Genomic DNA, 22,327 nt, shown 5'->3' with positions numbered 1-22,327 from the left:
ATCGGAGGGCAAACATGGGCAAAATCGCGGTATTCGGATTCGGACGTATCGGCAGGCAGCTGCTCAGGGTCGCTCTTCAAGACAATCTTTTCGTACCGGTGTCGATCTCGGACATTAAGGACGAGGCCACTTTGGCCGCGTTGTTCGAAGTCGATACGAACTATAAAAGGTGGCCCGAAGCGGTATCCGGCGGCGAAGGCAGCATCGTCATCGGCGGCCGGGACATCCAGTACATCAACTCGGCGAGCGAGGTGCCGGACTGGCAGGCGCTCGGCGTGGATCTGGTCATCGACTGCACCGGCCGTGCCGTGACGCGTTCCGTCGCCCAGGTTCACCTGGACCGGGGCGCCAAGCGCGTACTCGTCAGCGGCCCGAGCAAGACGCTGGACGATTGCGACGCGGTGCTGCTGAAGGGCATCAACCTCGACCACTTCGATCCGGACAAGCACAAGATCATCAGCATGGCAAGCTGCACGACCAACGCGCTGGCTCCGGTCGTCAAGCTGGTGCGCGAGAACTTCGGCATCAAGCACGGCCTGTTCTCGACCGTCCATTCCTACACGAACACTCAGTCGCTGACGGATCAGCCGATGAAGGATCGCCGCGACTCTTGGGCGGCAGCCGAGAACATCATTCCGTCGTCTTCCGGCGCGGCCAAGGCGCTTAAGTTCATCTGGCCGGATCTTCAGATCACGGGCAAGGCGTACCGGATCCCGACCCGGACCGGCAGTATCGCCGAGCTCAACCTGATCACCGAGAAGCCGGTCACGGCCCAGGAGATCAACGACATGTTCCGCGCCGCGGCCGCCGAAGGCGAACTCAAGGGCGTGCTGGACGTGCTGGAAGGCGAATGGGCGTCCTCGCGCATCGTCGGCGACTCGCATTCGTCGATCATCGACCTGCCGCTGACGCAGGTACAAGGCGACATCGTGTCGATCGCGGCCTGGTACGACAACGAGTGGGGCTACGCTTCGAGACTTGCCGAAGTCGCGGCTTATCTCGCGAATCGCTAACGCAATGAAGGGACGGCCGGCCAGCCAGGCGGTCGTCCTTTGTTCATCTATCGGAATATTGGATCCGGCACTTATCGCCGCATTAATCCAAAGAGAGGGGCATCCGGATGAAAAAGATCGGCATCATCGTGGGGAGCTTGAGGGAGCAGTCGTACAATCGCATGATCGCGGCCACCGTGCCGGAGCTTGGCCTGGCGGAAGAGGCCGCTTACGAATACATATCGATCGCGGATTTGCCCTTGTACAACGCGGACGTCGACGTCGGCGACGGCCCCGAGGCCGTGCGGCTTTATCGCGAGGCGATCCGCGGCGCGGACGGGCTGCTGATCGTGAGCCCGGAGTACAATTCGGGCATTCCAGGCGTGCTCAAAAACGCGCTGGATTGGGCATCGACGCCGACCCGGACGGCCGCGCTTATCCATAAGCCAGTCGGCATCGTCGGTTCGACGCCCGGTCCCAAAGGCACGATCCTGTCGCAGCAGCAGATCCGGCAGACGCTGGAGGCGACGCAGGCGTGGGTGCTGCCTTTTCAGAAAATGTACATCTCGCAGGTCATGGACAAGGTGGATGCCGAGCGCGGCCGTCTGACGGACGAGACGACGCTCAAGTACTTGAAGCGGTACGTGCAGACGCTGCTTGGCTGGATCGATCAGGCAAAGGGATTGCAGTGAACCGTCGAATAAACGCAGGATCGAAGCAGGTCGGCCGGCATTTCCGGTTGGCCTGTTTTTGTTTCCCGGTCCATGTGCTTGGAATCGGCTACCATCTTCGTAAGATCACGCCTTATAGGCGAGCGAATCGCCTTACTATAATAAAGCTGTACTTGAACTCGGGGAAGGGAGGGCGGATGCAAGCAGCGGAAAAAGCAGGCGAAGCATTTGGCAACAAATCGGTCAATTCAAAATTGTAACCGCTATCATTGTGCGCTAGGCTTCATATCGTCTTCAAAACCATTTCGAGGAGGACTATAATGCGACACAAGCACGCAGCATGGACGCTCGCCCTAATATTGCTGATGACCGGATGGATCTCGGCCGCAGGCATCCTCTCGCCCGCGTTCGCGGCCGGAGGAACGAATCTGACGATCGGCAAAACGATTACCGCCAGCGGCCAATCGCAGACATACACGCCGGACAACGTGAAAGACGGCAATGCAAGCACGTATTGGGAGAGCACGAACAACGCTTTTCCGCAATGGATACAGGTCGACCTGGGCGCGAGCGTCAGCATCGACCAGCTCGTGCTGAAGCTGCCGCCGAGCTGGGAGTCGCGGACGCAGACGCTGGCCGTTCAGGGCAGCGCGAACGGCTCTACGTTTTCCAATATCGTGGGCTCCGCGAACTACACGTTTAATCCGGCCGTCGCCAGCAACGCCGTCACGATCGACTTCACGGCGACGTCGACCCGGTACGTTCGACTGAGCTTCACCGCGAATACGGGCTGGCCTGCGGCGCAGCTTTCCGAGCTGGAGATCTACGGTGCTGCAGGTGCGACGCCTACGCCGACACCGACACCGCCTCCGGGTACGTATCAGGCGGAGTCCGCCGCGCTCTCGGGCGGGGCTAAGGTGAACACCGACCACACAGGCTATGCGGGAACAGGCTTCGTCGACGGATACTGGACGCAGGGCGCGACGACGACCTTCACGGTCAGCGTACCTGCGGCGGGCAGCCGGAACGTGACGCTGAAGTACGGCAACGCGAACGGCGCCGCCAGAACGCTGTCCATCTACGTGAACGGCGCGAAGATTCGTCAGACCACCCTGGCGAACCTGGCCAACTGGGATACGTGGGGCACGCAGACGGAAGCGCTCAATTTGAACGCGGGCAGCAATACGATCGCGTACAAATACGATGCGGGCGATTCCGCCAACGTGAATCTGGATCAGATCGCGGTGGACGCGGGCACGACGCCGACCTCCACGCCGACGGCGACACCAACGGCAACGCCAACCGCAACGCCGACAGCGACGCCAACCGCGACCCCGACGGCAACGCCAACGGCGACGCCAACCGCAACCCCGACAGCGCCGCCGCCGCCGGGCGGCAACATCGCGATCGGCAAGCCGATCGTCGCCTCCTCCAACACCCAAGCTTTCGTGGCGACCAACGCGAACGATGACAACACCGCCACGTACTGGGAGGGCGGCGGCAACCCGAGCACGCTCACGCTCGACTTCGGCGCCAACCAGAACATCACGTCCATCGCGCTGAAGCTCAATCCGGCGACGGAGTGGGGCACGCGCACCCAGACGCTTCAGGTGCTCGGCCACAATCAGTCGACGACGACCTTCTCGAACCTGGTCTCCTCGCAGACCTACACGTTTAACCCGGCATCCGGCAACACGGTGACGATCCCCCGTGACGGCGACGGTGAAGCGACTGCAACTGAACATCACGGCGAATACCGGCGCGCCTGCCGGACAGATCGCGGAGTTCCAGGTGTTCGGCACGCCGGCCGCCAATCCCGACCTGACGATTACGGGCATGTCCTGGTCGCCGGCCTCGCCGATCGAGACCGACGCGCTCACGCTGAACGCGACCGTTAAAAACAACGGCACCGCGGCATCCGCGGCGACGACGGTCAACTTCTACCTGAACGGCGACGCCGCCGGCACCGCGCAGGTCGGCGCGCTGGCTGCGGGCGCATCCACCAACGTCTCTGTGAGCGCAGGCGCCAAGACCGCGGCATCCTACACGCTCTCGGCCAAGGTCGACGAGAACAACGCCGTCATCGAACAGAACGAAGCGAACAACAGCTATACGAACGCAGCGCCGCTTACGGTCGCGCCCGTTTCCAGCTCGGATCTGATCGCCGCGACTTCGTGGTCGCCGGTCACGCCGACCGCGAATAGCGCCGTCAGCTTCACGGTCAATTTGAAAAATCAGGGCACGATCGCTTCGGCAGCCGGCGCGCACGCGATCTCGGTCGCGATCAAAAACGGCGCAGGCACGACCGTCCAGACGCTGAACGGCTCCTACAGCGGATCGCTCGCGGCAGGCGGTTCCGCGAATGTCGCCATTCCGGGCACGTGGACGGCGGGGAGCGGCAGCTACACGGTGACGACGACCGTCGCCGCGGACGGCAACGAAGTCCCGACCAAGCAGACCAACAATGCGAGTACGGCGAACCTGACCGTCTACGCGGCGCGCGGCGCCAGCATGCCGTACTTCCGGTACGACACGGAGGACGCGACGAGAGGCGGCGGCGCCACGCTGCAGGCCGCGCCGAACTTCGACCAGGCATTGATCGCGTCCGAGGCGTCCGGCCAGAAATACGTGGCGCTGCCGTCGAACGGCTCCTATGCGCAGTGGACCGTACGCCAGGGGCAGGGGGGCGCGGGCGTCACGATGCGCTTCACGATGCCCGACTCCGGCGACGGTATGGGCCTGAACGGCTCGCTTGACGTGTATATCAACGGGACGAAGGTAAAGACGGTATCGCTGTCGTCGTATTACAACTGGCAGTACTTCTCCGGCGACATGCCGGCGGACGCGCCGGGCGGCGGACGACCGCTTTTCCGCTTCGACGAGGTGCACTGGAAGCTGGATACGCCGCTTGCGCCGGGCGACACGATCCGGATTCAGAAGGGGAACGGGGACAGCCTGGAATACGGCGTCGACTTCCTGGAGATCGAACCGGTGCCGGCCGCCATCGCGCGTCCGACCAACGCCGTATCGGTCACCGACTACGGCGCCGTGGCGAACGACGGGCAGGACGATCTCGCGGCGTTCAAATCCGCGGTGACGGCGGCCGTCGCCGCAAGCAAGACGCTGTACATTCCGGAGGGTACGTTTAACCTGAGCAGTATGTGGGAGATCGGCTCTGCGAGCAGCATGATCAACAACCTGACCGTGACGGGCGCGGGCATCTGGCATACGAACATCCAGTTCACGAACCCGAACGCGGCAGGCGGCGGCATCTCGCTGCGCATCTCCGGCAAGCTTGATTTCAGCAACGTGTACATGAACTCCAAGCTCCGGTCGCGCTACGGCCAAAATGCGATCTACAAGGGCTTCATGGATAACTTCGGCTCGAACTCCACGATTCACGACGTTTGGGTCGAGCATTTCGAGTGCGGCTTCTGGGTCGGCGATTATGCGCATACCCCGGCGATCTACGCGAACGGGCTGACGATCGAGAACAGCCGCATCCGCAACAACCTGGCCGACGGCGTCAACTTTGCCCAGGGCACGAGCAATTCGATCGTCCGCAACAGCAGCCTGCGCAACAACGGCGACGACGCGCTGGCCGTCTGGACCAGCGACACGAACGGCGCGCCGGCCGGCGTGAACAATACGTTCTCCTACAACACGATCGAAAACAACTGGCGCGCGGGCGGCATTGCCTTCTTCGGCGGCAGCGGCCACAAGGCGGACCACAACCTGATCGTCGACACGGTCGGCGGCTCCGGCATCCGGATGAACACCGTGTTCCCGGGCTACCATTTCCAGAACAACACCGGAATTGTCTTCTCGGACACGACCATCATTAACAGCGGCACGAGCAAGGACCTGTACAACGGCGAGCGCGGCGCGATCGACCTCGAAGCGTCCAACGACGCCATCCGCAACGTCACGTTCACGAACATCGACATTATCAATACGCAGCGCGACGCGATCCAGTTCGGCTACGGCGGCGGCTTCCAGAATATCGTGTTCAACAATATCAACATCAACGGCACGGGCCTCGACGGCGTGACGACGTCCCGCTTCTCAGGACCGCACCAGGGCGCGGCGATCTACACCTACACCGGCAACGGCGCGGCGACCTTCAACGGCCTGACGACGAGCAATGTCGCCTATCCGAGCCTGTACTACCTGCAGCCGGGCTTTAATCTGACGATTCAATAGAGCACCAGACGCTCGGCTGCATGTGCTGCGAGCCCATACGATCGAAGGAAGATAGCCTCCCGTTTTCGGGGGGGCTGTCGCTGTCTGCAGGCCCGTTTCAACGCGCGCGAAGCGCCGCTGTAAATAATGGAATACGGGCGCTAAAGATGAATATCGAAAATGTAAAACCCGGTGCAGCCTGCGATGAATCGCGCATAGGCGGGATAAACGACGCTTGATACGATGTAAACGCGATCACGCGCCGCATCGCGACGAGAACGGCATGGCGCAATCGTCAAGCCGGAGGAGGGAGGTCCGCCCGGATAACCGAGGAATGGTGGCCGCATCAAATTGTATCCGCTTACAGTTTTTAAAATCCGTACGAGACGAGAGGAGCAATGAGATGAAACGATTGTTCGGAATGTCGATCCACTCGCTTAATCTGGCGCTGATCCTGGCGCTGCTATGGGGAATGCTGGCGCCTACGGCAGCTTTTGCCGACGATTATTGGAGCCTGAGCCGCAGCGGGACTGCCGCGATGAAGGTGCAGTTGTCGACGCCGCCCAAGTTCTCCAACAGCAGACAGCTCGTCAACGTGACTTCGAATACGGCTTACAATGCGAAGATCTGGGTGAAAGGAACCGGCTCCCTCCTGCTGCTCGTCAAGGCCGGCAATTGGGGGGCGACGATCGCCCAGCAAAAATGCGACGCTTCGAGCGGGTGGACGTCGTGTTCGGTCGCGTTCAATTCCGGAAGCAGCACGCAAGTCACCTTTATTGTTGCCGACAACTACGCGGGCACGTCGGCCGTATACGTCGACGACGCATTCCTCGGAACGGCCGGAGGCGCGAACCTGCTGCAGAACGGCGGATTCGAGAGCGGCAATGCCGGCTGGACGATGAGCACGAACGGCCTTTGGACGATCGTCCAGTCCAGCTTCGGTTCCTATACGTATCAGGGCGACTGGTCGCTGCAGGCGACGATCCCCAGTACGCCGACTTTTTCAGGCATGACGCAGACGATAGCCAATGCGGCGCCGAATACGAGCTACGTCGGGAAAATATGGGTGAAGGGAGGCATCGGAATTCGGCTGCTCGTCAAAGCGGGCACCTGGGGGGGCCAACCTTGGCCAAGCGACGTGCAGCGCCAATGCTTCCGGATGGACGGAATGCGCGACGCCTGCCTTTAATACGGGCAGCAACACGCAGCTTACGTTTGTCGTGTCCGACGGCGCGCCGGGTTCGGGCGGCGTCGTATTCATGGACAGCGCCTTTCTCGGAAGCCCGTCGGGCACGAACCTGCTCAAGGACCCCGGCTTTGAGGATGGCTACGTCAACCCATGGAACATCGCCAACAAGCAAACCTGGGTCATCGACAATTACGGCGTCAATCCGCCCCAGGCGCCGCCGGCGCCGGTCGAGGACGGTACGATATACGTCCATCCGGACGGCGCGAACGGCGCGTTCACCAGCATCAGGCAAGCCGTGAAGGCGGCCAGAGCGGGCACGACCATTATCGTGAAGGACGGCGTGTACGCGGAAGGTCCGATCTACATGACGTATTCCGGGACGGCCAGCCGTCCGATCGTCCTGAAGGCGGAGGCGGACGACGCGGTCGTCAAGAGCACGATCGAGGTGTACGGCCAGTATGTCCGCATCGAAGGACTGCAGTTCGACGGCGAAAGCCAGTACTCGGGTACGCCGGGGGGTTCTGCGCAATGCGATCAGCGTGTATGCCGATCATGTCCAAGTCGTGGACAACCGCTTCAAGGATTACGTCGGCTATGCGGTCATCGCCGAATATAAGGCCGGGCAATTGCCCCAAGACACCTACATCGGACACAACTATGCGAATAAAACCGCTTCGGCATTCCAGGTAGGCAGCAATTCGATCGTCGAGTACAATGAAGTGGAGCAAATCAGCGTCCATAATACGGATGAGCCGCAAGGCGATTTCTTGCGCGTGTTCGGCAGCGACATCGTCGTGCGGCACAACTACCTGCACGGGACGCGTCTTGCCGATCTGTACAGACCCTCGACGCCAAGCGATCCTGCGCATGCCGACGTCGTTCAGTCCTGGGACGATTCCAATATCGACGTCAAACGTGTGCTGATCGAGAACAACGTATTCCTGGGTTTCTATCATCAGGGCCTGATGCTGGAGAACGATAAAAACGGCGTGAACGGCATTTACCGCATCTCGGACTGGACGATCCGCAACAACGTGTTCGGCGGCGTAGCTTCCTCCGGCGCCTTCCTGGGCAAGACGAACGGGGGCATCCCGAATATGGTGTTCGAGAACAACACCTTCACCGGCGCCAAGACGAACGGCCAGCAAGCTTTCTTCGGCATCAATGCGGTCGGCACCGGCGGCTCCGCGACGCTGCGCAACAACATATTCGTCGGCTTCGGCACGTCCACCTACGGGGCTTCGGAAGGGTCGACCATTGACGCGGATTACAATTTGATCTACAACGGCAGCGTGCCGGTCGTCACGGGACCGAACGATATTATCGGACTCGATCCGAAGTTTATCGCGTTCGATCCGCTGCGGACGGAAGCGAATCTCGTCCTCAACGACTGGCACCTGGGCGCCGACTCTCCGGCTATTAACAACGGCACGACGAGATCCTTCGGCGCCGATCTCGACGGCAACGTCAGGCCGACCGGCCCGGGCTTCGATATCGGCGCCTACGAATTTACGGGCACGGTCGGCAATATCCCGCCTGTCGCCGCGCTCATAGGCGTGACCGACGGACAGGTGGAGACGGTTAACGATACGCTCTCCGTCCAGGTCAACGCCAAAGATTCCGACGGGATTCAGAAGGTGGAGCTTTACCGGGACGGTCAACTGATCGATACGAAAACGGCGCAGCCGTTCGAATTCGACTACACGGTGCTCTCGGGCGTACAGCGGCTGAAGGCGGTCGCCTACGATACGACCGGATTGTCGTCGCCGACGCGCGAGGCGCTGCTGGTCGGCTCCAGCGGGTCTTACGTACTCGCGAAGCGCGATTGGCAGAACGTCGGCTTCACCTCCGTCACCGGCCAGGCAGTCGTCGAATACAACGTCATTCCGACGAGCGATTCGATCAACGGCGTGATCGGACTGTCCGGCAGCCCGGCGAGCGCATACAGCGCCCTGGCCGCGATCGTCCGCTTGAATCCGACCGGCCAGTTCGATGCGTATACGACCGGCGGATACGCAAGCGAATCCACGCTCAATTACGCGAAGGGGACATCGTACAAGGTCAGGCTGGAGATCGACGTGCCCGCCAAGAAGTATCGCGTATTGATCACGCCGCAAGGCGGACAGACGCAGGTGATCGGCGAATCGTTCTCCTTCCGCGCGCAGGCGACGGCTCTGAGCAATCTGGCCGTCTTCGCGGAAACGGGCAATATGCTGGTCACGGATTTCCAGGTGCTGCCTTACAGCAGACAAGAGGTATAACAAGGGGATTCCCGCCCATGAGATAACCCGGGGCGCCATTAACTTCGAGAGAGAGGGACGGGAAACCGTCTTTCTCTTTCGTCTTTTTTGCGGAGCCGCATCCCACTTAAGAGGTGCTTCTATGAGCAAGCTATTTTTGAACCGCATTTATTTGGGCATCATGCTTTCTTTCGCGCTTGTCCTGCTGATCCCCATGGGATTGCTGGGCACGTTGATCATCTCGCAGGTTCGAAACGCGCTGGAGGAAGAGACGAAGAGCTCGGCGCTGTCGGCGCTGAACCAGACGAAGCTGGCGATCGACACGCGCGTGATGGAGCTGGACGAGATGTCCTATCAAATTTCCACGAACCGCTTTCTTCGCCAGCTCTTTAACGCGGACGGCGCCGCGGGACCGGACCAATATTTCACCATCACCGATTTCGCAAGGGATTTTTCCGGCATTTCATCCGTCAACAAGTTTATTTCGGATGCCTTTATATACATGAAGAAGGACCGCACCTTCCTGACGCCGGTGACGAATTACTCCGCGGACCTGATCTACAGAAGCTACGGGCCGAGGGATTCGACTTACGAGCAATGGCTGGCGGAGCTGGAGCAGGCGCACGACGGCCAGCTTCGGGCGTCCGCGCAGATCGGCACGATCGCGGACAAAGGCGTCAAGTCGATTATTTACTCCCGCACGCTTCAGTCTCAGGGCGGGCAGTCCACGGCCACGATGCTGGCTTATATCCGCGAAGGCACGATCCGCTCCCTGTTCGAATCGCCGAGCAATCGCCTGAAGGGCGACTACTATATCGTCGACGAGAGCGGCGCCGTTATTTTCTCGACCGATCCGGACAATGCCATCCTGAAGTCGCCGATGCTGAGCGGGACGCATCAAGGGAATTTTGCAAGCTATCGGCTGGACAAGCAGTCTTATATTGCCGTGGCGGTGCCTTCCCAGGTGAGGGGCTGGAGCTATTACTCGGTCATCCGGCAGGACGTATTCATGAGCCGGGTCGATTGGATTCAAGGCATGATCTTGGCCGTCATGGCGGCGTGCCTGCTGCTCGGCTTCGCGCTGTCGGTCTATTTGTCGCGAAAAAAACTATTTGCCGATCAAGCGGATTATCTCTTCTATTAATAGGGGAGGGAAGACGGAGCCGCATCTTGCGATCGATTATGACACGCTCATCGGCAAGATCGAAGAGACGTACGATAAAAAGTCCGAGCTCGAGCATCAGTTCAAGCAGCAGCTCCACAGTATCCGCTCGAATTTCATGAAAAAGCTGCTCATGAATACATACCGGAATCAAGGCGAGATCGACCGCATGCAGGAGGTGCTCAACATCCGGTGGAAGTCCGAATGGTTTAACGTCCTATTGATACGGATCGACGACTTCGCGCCGCTGACCGAGCAGGGCGACGGCTACCGTCCCGACCTGGTTCGTCTCATCATCGTCAATATCGCCGAAGAGCTGTTCAACCAGCGTCATCAGGCGTTCTCCTATGAGGAGGAAGGGCAAATTACGCTGCTGGTCAATTACGGCGATCTGTCGGAGGCGGACATGTACCAGGAGACCGCGGACCTGATGAAGCAGCTGATCCAGTTTATCGGCGATCGCTTCCGAATCGATCTGAGCGCCGGCGCGGGCAATGTATGCCGGGGGCTAAGCGGCGTTCCGGGCGCTTGGGCCGAGGCGAAGCTGGCGCTGAGCCAGCGTTTGCTTCACGGGAAGCATTCCCTGACGATGTACCGGGATATTCCGCTCAGCAGCAATAGCTACTACTATCCGATGGATCTCGAGCTGCAAATCATGAACCATGTGCGAATCGGCGATGCCGAAGGCGCGGAGCGGCTGCTGGACCGGATCTACGAAGAGAACTATGTCAACCGCCGGCTGCCGGTGTACCTGGTCAACTGCCTGTTCTTCGACATGGTCGGCACGATCGTCAAGGTGCTGGACGGCGTGCAGGCCAATCACGAAGAGGTGTTCGGCGAAAACGCGGATATGGTCGCCACGCTCATGCAGTGCGATACGGTGGACGAGATGCATCAGGAAATCAAGGAGATCTTGCGGAAGGTATGCGTCTATCTGCTGGACAGGCGGGAGAGCAACAACAACGATCTTCGCGATCGCATGATGGCGTATATCGAGGCGCATTATTCGGACAAGGAGCTGTCGCTGCTCGTGGCCGCCGATTATCTGGGCATGTCCAATTCTTACTTGAGCCGCTTCTTCAAGGACCATACCGGCTACAACTTCATCGATTACGTCACGCGGCTGCGCATTCAGCGGGCGAAGGACCTTCTCTCCGGCACCGACCTGTCGATCACGGAGATCGCCGACAAGGTCGGCTACGGCAGCGCCAACTCCTTCATTCGAAGCTTCAAGAAGCTCGAATCCATCACCCCCGGGCAGTTCAAGGAAGGGCGCTGACGGTCTACGTAAAGAACGGCATACATCGGAAAAAAAAGAATACCGGACATGTAAACAACGGAACAGGCGAAAATGACATGGCGATATACAGCTTCCATGCGCGCTTGGTACGCTTCCTTCAGGCCGAACCGGCTCGAGCGTCAAGCGCCGGAACGGGCCGACCATACGATGAGGGGGACACGATGGATGGCAAGCATCTCCGCAGCATTCAAGAAAAAGTCGACTTGGGGAACGATCCTGCTGGCGACGGCGGTGTCGGTAACCGGTTGCAGCACAAAAAACGAGACGTCGGCAACGAACGGTGCATCGGCGCCTGCCTCGACGGCGCCTGCTTCCACGGCGGCCGGAACGAATTCGCCGCAGGCTTCGGCGCAACCGCAAGAAGGCATGTATCCGATCGCGAACGCGGACAAACCGATTACGCTTAAGGTGTGGACGGCGGCAGACCCTATTTTAAAGTATTTCAAAAATTACGGCGAGGTGCTGGCGTTCCAGGAGATGGAGAAGGCGACCGGCGTCAAGATCGAATGGATTCACCCTTCCGCCGGACAATTGCAGGAGCCGTTCAACCTGATGATCGCTTCGCGCGACTTGCCGGACGTCATCCTTTACCCGTGGGGCAACTCGCAGTTTCTGGCAGGCGGCGCGGACAAGTACGTGAAGGACGGCGTCATCATTCCGCTTAACGAATACATGAAGAACGCGCCCGATTATGCGAAGGTGCTGGAGTCGTATCCGGAGATCAAGAAGCGGGTGACGAACGACCAGGGGGAAATGGACTATATTTCCTTAATGCAGCCCGATCTGACGATGCGTACGTACAACGGCTTCATGATCAGACAGGATTGGCTCGACAAAGCCGGCATGCCGATGCCGCGTTCCACGGACGATCTGTACAAGACGTTGAAGGCGTTCCAGGACAAAGACGTCAACGGCAACGGCAAAAAGGACGAATACATCAGCGCCACGGGCATGGACAAAGGCATCCTCGGCATCGAGAAGCTGCTCTACCCGTTCGGCGCGACCGCCGGCAACGACGCGTTCATCCAGCGCGACGGCAAGGTCGTGTACAGCCCGGCGGATCCGGCCTTCAAGGAAGGCGTCGCCTATCTGAACAAGCTGTACAAGGAAGGGCTGCTGGATCCCGAATACATGCTGAACGACAATACGAAGCTGCAACAGAAGTATACGAACGGAACCGTAAGCGCTTCCTACTCTTCGGCGGGACGCGTGGCGAGCTGGGCGCCCGGCATTCAAGCGGCCGATGCCAATGCTGCGCTGGCGCCGATTCCTTCCCTGACCGGCCCGGACGGCAAGGGCTACTGGTTCGAAGGGAATACGGCGAATATTACGAATCCGGGCGTCAGTCTGGCGATCACGACCGCCAACAAGCATCCGGCCGAGACGATGGCATGGTGGAACTGGGTATTCACGCAGGCAGGTAAAATGGCGTTCAACTACGGCAAGGAAGGCGTCACCTACGAGATGGTGGATGGCAAGCCAAAGTTTACGGACATGATCACGAAAGACCCGCAGGGCCGCACGCAAAACGAAATGCTGACGCTGACCGCGCCGGCGGCCGGTCTTCCGACACTGAACGATCTCGAGGCGACGAAGCTGCAGAAGTCCGAGGTGGAATGGAAAGCCTTCCAGACCTGGGGCGACAACATGCCGGACAACTCGGGCATCATGTCCCCGGTCACGTTCAACGAACAGGAAATGGACGTGATGACCGCGAAGAAGCCGGCGATCGACGATTACCAGAAGCAAATGCTCGACAAGTTCATTACCGGCAGAGTATCGCTGGACAAATGGGAGACCGAGTTCGTGCCGCAGCTGAAGAAGCTTGGCATTGACGAAGTTACGGCAGCGTACCAATCGGCGCTGGAGCGCTACAATCAACGATAAGCGATTCGGGCGGAAGGCCGGCGCGTCCGCCGGCTTTCTTCCCCGTCGCCGCGCACGCGGAAGGGAGAGGATGCGATGAGGGCGCTTCGCAAGCATAAATACATTTATTTGATGATGCTGCCGGTCATGGTTTATTTTATCGTTTTCTATTACGTGCCGATGGCGGGGCTTGCGCTCGCGTTCAAGGACTACACGTTAAAGTACGGCTTGATCGGCAACCTGTTCGAGACGCCGTTCGTGGGCTTCAAGCATTTCGAGGCGTTTTTCTCCAGCGTGGCCTTCAAGCAGGTGCTTACGAATACGATTTTGCTCAGCTTGTACGGGATCATCTTTTCTTTTCCCGCGCCGATCATTCTGGCGCTGCTGCTTAACGAGCTGCGCGTCAAATGGTTTAAAAACACGGTGCAGAGCATCACCTACATGCCGCACTTCATCTCGCTCGTCGTCATCAGCGGCATCATCATCGACCTGACCTCCCTCAACGGATTGATCAACACGATCATCGGGGCGTTGGGCGGCCAGAAGATCACGTTTTTGCTGGAGCCCGCCTACTTCCGGACGATCTTCGTCGCCTCTGAAGTATGGCAGCAGGTCGGCTGGAGCTCCATCATCTACTTGGCCGCGATCGCCGGCATCGATTCGGAAATGTACGAGGCGGCCGTCATGGACGGCGCAGGACGCTGGCGGAAGATCGTGAGCATTACGCTGCCCAGCCTGCTGCCGACGATCATGGTCCTGCTGATCCTCCGGATCGGACAGATGCTCAACATCGGCGTGGAGAAAATCATTCTGCTGTACCAGCCGATGACCTACGAGACGGCCGACGTCATCTCTTCCTACGTGTTCCGGCAGGGCATTCTGAACCTGCAGATCAGCTATACGACCGCAGTCGGCTTGTTCAACTCGGCCATTAACTTCGCGCTGCTCGTATGCGCCAACTGGCTGAGCAAAAAAAACGACGCAGAACAGCTTGTGGTAAGGAGGACAATACGAAATGGTTGCGAAACGTTCGCTCGGCGATATCGTTTTTGATACGGTCAATATCGTATTCCTGACCTTGCTGGTCGTCGCCACGCTGTACCCGTGCCTTTACGTGCTGCTCGCCTCCTTGAGCGAGCCCGCGGAGGTGGCGCGGGCGCAAGGCCTGCTGTTTATTCCCAAAAAGCTGCAGCTGGGCAGCTATGCGCTCGCCTTCGACAATCCGAATATTATATCCGGCTATATCAATACGATCGTGTACGTCGGTCTCGGAACGGCGCTGAACCTGCTGATGACGCTGATGGGCGCCTACGGCTTGTCGAGGAAATATTTGTACGGCCGCAATTTGTTTATGTTCGTCATCGTGTTCACGATGTTTTTCTCCGGCGGCCTCATTCCGATGTACTTGACGTACAAGTCGCTCGGATTCTACGACAACATGGCGGCGATGATCGTTCCGTATGCGATCAATGCCTTCTATTTAATCATTCTCCGGACTTTTTTTCAGACCATTCCGGACAGTCTCGAGGAGTCCGCCAAGATCGACGGCGCCAACGATTTTACGATTCTGTTCCGGATCATGGTGCCGCTGGCGCTGCCGGCGATGGCCGTCGTGACGCTGTACTATGCGGTCGACAACTGGAATACCTATTTGCGCGGCGTCATCTTTTTTGCAGGACCGTGACTTGTACCCGATTCAGGTCATCCTGCGCGAGATTCTGATCCAGAACGTCACGAGCTCGCAGAACGGCGACATCACGTCGGAGGTGGCGGAAAACGTGAAGTACGCCACGATTGTCATCGCGACCTTGCCGATATTGTGCGTGTATCCGTTTTTGCAGCGCTACTTCGTGAAGGGCGTCATGATCGGCGCCGTGAAGGGTTGAGGCCGATGGACGATTTTAAATCGCCTTCCAGCCGCTACCGGCCGATCGCATTCTGGTCCTGGAACGACAAGCTGGAGGCGGCCGAGCTGGTCCGGCAGATCCGGGAGATGGACGAACAGGGCTGGGGTGGCTTCTTCATGCATGCGCGCGCCGGACTGGAGACGCCCTATCTGTCCGAAGAATGGTTCGACTGCGTCAAGACTTGCGTGAACGAAGCCAAATCGAGAGGCATGCAGGCTTGGATCTACGACGAGGACACCTGGCCGAGCGGCTGGGCGGGCGGCTTGATTCCGAGACTCGGCGAGGAATACCGCGAGAAGCATCTCTTTCTGGCGGAAAACGAAATTCCCCATCACCCCGACGACATCCGCATGCTGAAAATATACAAAGCGAACAGGCGATACGCGGCGGAAGCCGCGTACTATAGAGATCGCTCGTCCGCGTACAGATTGGAAAATATAGCGGAAATTACGCAAAAAGAGGCCGCCAGGGAACACGCGGACGAAGTGATCCTGTATTTCTATCAATGGACGGCGCCGCTGACGAATCCGAGGTATCGGGGCGCGAGCTACGTCGATCTGCTGAATCCGAAGGTAGCCGAAGCCTTTATCGCGTCGACGCACGAGCGTTACAAGCGGGCGATCGGCGCGGAATTCGGCGCGACCGTGCCCGGGAGCTTCACGGACGATCTGACCGTGCTCTGGAATATTTGGGGAGAAAGAAGCAGGCGCTGCCGTGGACGACGTCGATTCCGGAGCGGTTTATTGCCAGATACGGCTACGACTTGCTGGACTGCTTGCCCCAATTGTATTTTCCGCTGGAAGGCTGCGAACGGGTGCGAATCCATTTTCACGATCTGGTGAACGATCTTTTCGTGGAGAGCTATACGAAAATACTGCACGAATGGTGCGAGCAGAACGGCTTGAAGTCCACCGGCCATCTGATGGGCGGCGATCCGATCCTGTCGTACATGCGGCACTTTGAATATATGCAGGTTCCCGGGATCGACCATCTGGCGCTGGGGAGCGATCAGCTGCTCGGCCTGCGCCAGCTCGACAGCGCCGTCTGTCAATTCCGCAAGGAAGGCGGACTCTGCGAAACGTTCGGCGCGGCCGGGCAAAACCTGACGATGGAGGACCAGAAGTGGGTTTGCAACTGGCTGTTCCTGAACAGCGTCACGGTGCTGACGCCACACTTGTCCTCCTATTCGCTTCGGGGGAGCCGCAAGCGGGACCATCCGCCCAACCTGTTCTATCAGCAGCCGTGGTGGGGCGACAACCGGCTGATGGCCGATTATCAGGCGCGGGTGAGCTATGCGCTTAGCCAGGGCGTCAGGGTCAAGGACGTGCTGGTGCTGCATGTACAGGACAGCGCATTTGCGGCGCATACGCCCCTTCGTCCGGAAGCCGGCGGGCTGGCGGCGAAGAAGCTGGAAAAGGTGCTCCGCCGTCTGCTGGAGGCCCGTTACGACTTCGACCTGGGCGACGAGAGCATCCTAGCGCGGCACGGATCGGTAGAGGGGGCCGAGCTGGCGGTGGGGCACGGACGGTATCGCTGCGTCGTCATTCCGCCTGTGCTGACGATCCGCGCGAGCACATTGACGCTGCTGGATGCCTTCATGAAGGGCGGCGGCGTCGTGATTTATTTAGGGGAGCCGCCGGCTATGGTCGACGGACTGCCGGGCGGCGGCCTCGCGTACGAGGCGCTGCTGCAAGGCGCCTTGCCGGCGGGCCTGCACCATCTGGAGGCGCTGCTGCGGTCGAAGCTGCCGCCGCGCATCCGGATCGAGGAGACGAACGGCGGGGCGGCCGCGTCTATTTATTGTCATCAGCGCCGGGTTGACAGCGGCTATGTGTACTTCATCATCAATCACGGCAGAACGAATGCGGCGGAGCTCCTCATACGAATACCGGAGATAGGCCGGCTGCGCGTGATGAACGCGGAAAACGGGGAGATGGAGGAAGCTGTCGTTGAGCTTGAGGGGGCTGCGGATCATCGTGAGGTAGCCCGGGGCCATGGTGAGGATGTTTTTGACCATCTTGAGAATGCGTCGGACTATTGCGAGGATGCGTCGGACTATCGGGAGGAGGCGTCGGACTATCGGGAGGAGGCGTCGGACTATCGGGAGGATGCGTCGGACTATCGGGAGGATGCGTCGGACTATCGGGAGGTAGTAGCTTCGGTGGTTCGCGAGGATGGTTCCCCGGTTCGCCCGGGCAGCGGCTTGACGTATCGGACCACGCTCGCGCCAAGCGGATCGTTGATCCTCCTGCTCGATACGGAGGAGGCGCCATCGACAGGTGGCGGCATACGCCGGCAGTCGCATGCCGAGCGCGCCGTCCCGATCGCGGATTGGGAGCTTCGGCCGCTCGAGCCGAACATGCTGCTGCTGGACCATTGTTCCGTCCGCTTGCCCGGACAGCAGGAGGACGGCGTTCCGCTGATTCACTGGAAGGCAGAGCAGTCGATTCGCGAGGCGAACGCGGCGGCGTATACGGTTACTTACGCCTTCCGCATCGCAAGCTGGGACGGACGGCAGGCCGAGCTGATCCTCGAATCGCCCGAGCGCTATACGATCGCCGTCAACGGGACGGTCGTCGATGCGAAGCCGGAAGGCTGGTGGAAGGATATCAGCTTCAAGCGGATTCCGCTGCCGCAGGGCTGTCTGAGACAGGGCGACAATACGATCTCGATATCGGGTACGAACGCGGACGCGCCTTCCATAGAGGCGGCATACTTGATCGGAGATTTCGGCGTGGAGCTGCAGGATAGGCGGATCGGCGTCCTGAACCGGCGGGAGGATCGCTGCGCGGGCGCGGATCTGACCTTGGAGGGATATCCCCTTTATGCAGGCAGCGTCGTTCTATCCGCCGAGGTCCCGCTAGCACTCAAGCCCGATGCGCGTTATGTGCTGACGATGGACGCGATGGAGGCGATCACGGCCCATCTGTCCGTCAACGGCGCGGATGCCGGCGCGATGCTGTGGCGGCCTTACGAGATCGACGTGACCGACTTGCTGCGCGAAGGCCGGAACCGGATCTCGCTGCGGATCGCGAGCTCGCTTCACAATTTGCTGGGCCCTCATCATCACTGGGAGGGAGAGATCAAGGGGCCGATGGTGCACTTCGGCAGCTTCACCGATGAAGCCAACTGGAGCCGGACGTATGCGCTGTGCCCGTTCGGGGTGCAGGGCGTTCGATTGGTGGAGTGGCAAGAGAACGTCAAGCGCAATGGCGATTAACTTGACACGGTCGAGGCGAGGTCAGGGAGCAAGCAGCAGGAAGCAGGGGCAGGGAACCGGAAGCTGGTTGATTGTTGCTGATTGACGGTTGACGGTTGCTGGGTGCTTGGGCGAGGCTGGGTTGGCTGGGAGCGATAAGTGTTCAAAAGCAGTTAATCGGCGCGTTGATCGGGGGTGCGGAGAAAATAAGTGTTCAACCGCATTTATTTTCTTCAAAACGGGTTCAAAAAGGCTCGAACGTGAAGGATTAGTTGCGTTTCAACACTTATTTGCTCAAAGACGTCGTGATCGAGGAAATTAACTGCGTTTCGACACTTATTTGTTCTAAGGCGTCGTGACCAAGGCCACGAACTGCGTTTTAACCGCTATTGGAGAGACTGCGAGAAAAAGGACGCCAAGCCCGCGGGCTTGGCGTTTTTCCTGCTGCAATCGCCTTTTCAGCGCATTCGACAGCCTTTCAGCTATTTAGTTATTCGACGACCTTTTCAGCCCATTCGACGAGCCGGGTCGGGAATGGATCTGGCTGGATAGTGGCCCTCGGCCGCAGATTCGCCGGTCTCCGAGCGACTATTCGATGCCGCCTCTTACCGCGCCGTCACGCCCACCGCAGCTCGACCATCTGATGGCATTCGACGACGGGCACCGTATACGTAACCGCGCCATTTCGCATTTCGTACGGGAGCTCCGTCATCTGCGGCACGAGACGAATGCCGGCGATCGCGCGATCCGTCCGAACCTCGCATTGAACGTCGTACACGGGGAGCAGGTCTTCGACGATCTCGACGTCCTTCCCCCGCCGGACGGGCGAGGCGTAGAGCAGATGATGGATCAGACGGCGTTCGCCCGGCTGCTCCTGCAGCGTCGTCACGCCCTGCGCCGGCAGGCTTACGCGAAGCGCGGGCTTGGGGAGCAGACGGCTTAAGGCATAGTCGGCAATCTGGCGAAGCGACAGGCTGCCGTTGTCCGCGTAGTCCGCGAACAGATTCCAGCCGATGTAGATGCCGGCGTCATGCTCGACCATGGCGTACTCGCGGCTGCGCTTGTCGTTCGGCGTATGGCGGTGAGAGGAGAAGGCGAACGCGTCCCGGTTGAAATACGGATTTTCCCGGTAGCCGAGCACGGTGCCCCCGCCAACCTCGATTCGTTGTCCTTCGCCGTACATGACGCTCGCCGCGCCTTCGCCCGGGCCGAACGCCGCCGCCGGCACGAAGTAGTCCGGGCAGAACGGATTGGGACCCGTCCAGCGCGCGCCGAAGTCGACGGCGAAACCCGAGCCGTCCGGCCGCAGCGCGGAGGTGCCCGTCGCGAGCACTTTGCCGCCCTGTCGGACGAACGCCTCCAGCTTGGGGGCGACGACCTCGTCCGCGGGAATGACGTCCGGCAGGACGAGCACCGCGTATTTGCTCCAGTCCGAGCTCGTGTCGACGACGTCGAACGGCCGGTGCGTCTCGAGCAGCATCCGGACCGCGCCTTTGTCCGCCTGGGCGAGCCGGCTGCTCGCGCCTTCGAAGCGGCCCGACGCTTCCACGCCGAGGACGGCAATGTCGGCGACGTTGAGGGCGTCCTTGCACCAGGCTTCCTTGGCCTCCACCTCGCGGTAGGCTTCCCCGATCAGCCGGTACGTCGCCACGTCCATCAGGCCGTCCGGGTGCAGTTGGTCCCCGACGGAGCAGCCGGCGCCGTTCGCCAGGCTGAGCGCCGCCTCGTACCGCAGCGCGTTCGGATGCTTGAAGCCGCCGAATTCGCCCCAGGACAAGTGGAACTTGCCGGTCATGCCGAGAAACGGACGACCGAGCTGCTGCACGTACCGCGCGGACAGCGGGAAGTGGTCGTAGCCCCAGCCGCCCGTCGGCAGAGACTCCAGCTCGAGCTGATGCGTGTTCAGGAAGGCCAGGTCGCGTCTGCCTTGCGGAATATGACCGCCGTTGTGGAATACCGGCAGGCCGGGGCGGTGCTTGTGGACGGCTTCGTTCGTCCGCTCCGCGTAACGGAAGTAGGTTCGCTCCCGCAAGGGCCGCATCGCGGCCTCGTCGCGAGGGTCGATGCCTTCCGCGCGCGCGGCCCTTACGCAGAACTGACAATAGCATTTGCGGATGCCGACGATGTCGAGGAAGATGCCGTCCGCGTCGTACTTCTGCACGACCTCCTCGATCTGGGCGACGAGCATATCGAGGTAGGGCGTGTTCATGCAAAACTCGTGATAGCCCGGCGTGAGAAAGTCGGGCGCCCATTGCGTCGATTCGTCGGCGCGGCGAACGAGCCACTCCGGATGAAGTCGGGCGAGCTTCTCGTCGAGGCCTGCCGACAGATAGACCGGCGTCTTGACGCCGATCGCATGCGCGGCTTCGATCTGGGCGCCGAGCAGGTCGAACGTCAGATGCGGGTGCATCTCGTTCCCGGTGGAAGGGTGGTACGCCCAGCCGTGATGGCATTTCGAGAACACCGTGATCGAGTCGACATGCCCGAGCTTCAGCATCGCCTGGAACTGCTCGGCCGAAAACGACGCGCCGATCCCTTCGATCAGCTCCGACGTGTGAAAATCCAAATGTACCTGGCGAAAACGCATGGGACAGCCCCCCTTGGGATACTTGATATGCCCTCAGTGTAAGGCGGGCAGGCATCTGCGGATAGGCATCGAACCGACAACCTCTAGCACAAAACCGACTTCAGCGTTTATGATGGATAAAACGACGGGAGCGGGAGGGACGCAAGTGGAATGCATTCAGTGGCAAATGCCGCCGATGCCGCAGTTGGTGACGGCGGGGCACGGAACATGGCGTCCGGGCATGCAGCATTTCCGGCGTTCCTTCAACCTTTACGACATCGTGTTCGTGAAGTCGGGATGCCTGTACATGGCGGAAGACGGCGTGGAATACGCGATCGGTCCCCATCATTTACTCGTGCTGGAGCCGGGGAAGGTGCATGAGGGGTATCGGCCCTGCGAAGCCGAGACGGAGCTTTATTGGTTTCACGTTAAGCACGATTCCGAACATCGCGTGGTCGACTCTGACGACATTCCATGGTCGCTCGTGCTGCGCAAAGGCACCGACAAGGACCTCCAGCCGGGCATGCAGCCCGTCTACATTCCGAAGTTCGGGGCGTTCCGGATGGACGAAGCGTGGGCGGCGCTGGAGCGGCTGGTCAAGCTGCACGACCGGCTGACGGTCGATGCGGTATGGCGCATGCAGGCCGCGTTCGTGCAGCTGCTGTCCGTCATGCAGCAGTTCGTCCGGGGCTCGGCGGCCGAGACCCGTTCGAGCCGGCTGGCGGGGGGAGGTGGCGGATTATTTGCGCCGCGCCGCCTTCGAGCCGTTCGAGATCGAGGCGCTCGAGCGGGAATTTCATTTTCACCCGGACTACATCGCCCGCTGCATGAAGCGGCATACCGGCATGAGTCCGGTCGAGTACGTGCGGCATGTCCGAGTGGAAAAGGCGCGCAGGCTGCTGGAGCATTCGCCCGAGCTGTCCGTCAAGCAGATCGCGGAGTCCGTCGGGATCGCTGACCCGAACTATTTCGGCCGCCTGTTCCGCAAGGAAGCCGGCATGTCGCCCGCCGCCTACCGCAGGCTGCATGCGGGTTACGCGTAGATTGTGCGTC

At 60.2% G+C, this 22,327-nt stretch carries 12 protein-coding genes and 2 pseudogenes; 13 read left to right on the top strand and 1 reads right to left on the bottom strand.

All coding sequences use genetic code 11. The features are described from left to right. Positions 1-14: 14 nt before the first annotated feature. The 12 genes and pseudogenes from OMP38_RS18550 (at position 15) to OMP38_RS18495 (ending at position 18,729) form a co-directional block, all read left to right on the top strand. Entirely contained in the window at positions 15-1,013 is a 999-nt protein-coding gene (locus tag OMP38_RS18550) for a type I glyceraldehyde-3-phosphate dehydrogenase (protein ID WP_277566432.1), read from the top strand. 107 nt (positions 1,014-1,120) lie between these two features. Then, positions 1,121-1,684: an NADPH-dependent FMN reductase gene (locus OMP38_RS18545; RefSeq protein WP_277566431.1), complete on the top strand. Its 564-nt coding sequence runs from the start codon at positions 1,121-1,123 to the stop codon at positions 1,682-1,684. A gap of 299 nt (positions 1,685-1,983) precedes the next feature. Next, a pseudogene (locus OMP38_RS18540) lies at positions 1,984-5,866 on the top strand (CARDB domain-containing protein). Between the two features lie 382 nt (positions 5,867-6,248). Continuing rightward, positions 6,249-7,034 carry a hypothetical protein gene (locus OMP38_RS18535; RefSeq protein WP_277566430.1) on the top strand — a complete coding sequence of 262 codons (786 nt, stop codon included), beginning with the start codon at positions 6,249-6,251 and terminating at the stop codon, positions 7,032-7,034. Between the two features lie 31 nt (positions 7,035-7,065). After that, complete coding sequence (locus tag OMP38_RS18530) at positions 7,066-7,650, top strand: chondroitinase-B domain-containing protein (RefSeq protein WP_277566429.1); 585 nt, start codon at positions 7,066-7,068, stop codon at positions 7,648-7,650. Beyond that, positions 7,574-9,295, top strand: coding sequence for an Ig-like domain-containing protein (locus tag OMP38_RS18525; protein ID WP_277566428.1), 1,722 nt, complete (start codon positions 7,574-7,576; stop codon positions 9,293-9,295). The genes OMP38_RS18530 and OMP38_RS18525 overlap by 77 nt, the downstream gene beginning before the upstream one ends. Positions 9,296-9,416: 121 nt before the next feature. Next, positions 9,417-10,418, top strand: coding sequence for a cache domain-containing protein (locus OMP38_RS18520; RefSeq protein ID WP_277566427.1), 1,002 nt, complete (start codon positions 9,417-9,419; stop codon positions 10,416-10,418). Further along, positions 10,387-11,715, top strand: a complete 1,329-nt coding sequence (locus tag OMP38_RS18515) for a helix-turn-helix domain-containing protein (RefSeq protein ID WP_277566426.1) — start codon at positions 10,387-10,389, stop codon at positions 11,713-11,715. The genes OMP38_RS18520 and OMP38_RS18515 overlap by 32 nt, the downstream gene beginning before the upstream one ends. Before the next feature lie 186 nt (positions 11,716-11,901). Next, a complete protein-coding gene (locus OMP38_RS18510; RefSeq protein ID WP_277566425.1) occupies positions 11,902-13,623 on the top strand; it encodes a type 2 periplasmic-binding domain-containing protein in 1,722 nt (573 codons plus the stop codon). Positions 13,624-13,698: 75 nt separating this feature from the next. Beyond that, complete coding sequence (locus OMP38_RS18505) at positions 13,699-14,655, top strand: ABC transporter permease (RefSeq protein WP_277566424.1); 957 nt, start codon at positions 13,699-13,701, stop codon at positions 14,653-14,655. Beyond that, a pseudogene (locus OMP38_RS18500) lies at positions 14,618-15,488 on the top strand (carbohydrate ABC transporter permease). Before OMP38_RS18505 ends, OMP38_RS18500 begins: the two are co-directional and overlap by 38 nt. A gap of 709 nt (positions 15,489-16,197) precedes the next feature. Next, positions 16,198-18,729: a hypothetical protein gene (locus OMP38_RS18495; RefSeq protein WP_277566423.1), complete on the top strand. Its 2,532-nt coding sequence runs from the start codon at positions 16,198-16,200 to the stop codon at positions 18,727-18,729. Positions 18,730-19,324: 595 nt separating this feature from the next. Here the strand turns inward: OMP38_RS18495 and OMP38_RS18490 are convergent. Beyond that, entirely contained in the window at positions 19,325-21,295 is a 1,971-nt protein-coding gene (locus tag OMP38_RS18490; RefSeq protein WP_277566422.1) for an alpha-amylase family protein, read from the bottom strand. A 602-nt stretch (positions 21,296-21,897) separates the two neighbouring features. On the opposite strand from OMP38_RS18490, the gene OMP38_RS36005 reads away from it, so the two are divergent. Further along, positions 21,898-22,317: a helix-turn-helix transcriptional regulator gene (locus OMP38_RS36005; RefSeq protein WP_420869673.1), complete on the top strand. Its 420-nt coding sequence runs from the start codon at positions 21,898-21,900 to the stop codon at positions 22,315-22,317. Positions 22,318-22,327: the final 10 nt, after the last annotated feature.

The organism is Cohnella ginsengisoli (assembly GCF_029525555.1).
GTDB classification, from domain to species: domain Bacteria; phylum Bacillota; class Bacilli; order Paenibacillales; family Paenibacillaceae; genus Cohnella; species Cohnella ginsengisoli.
This window is presented reverse-complemented; position numbering and strand designations above follow the sequence as displayed.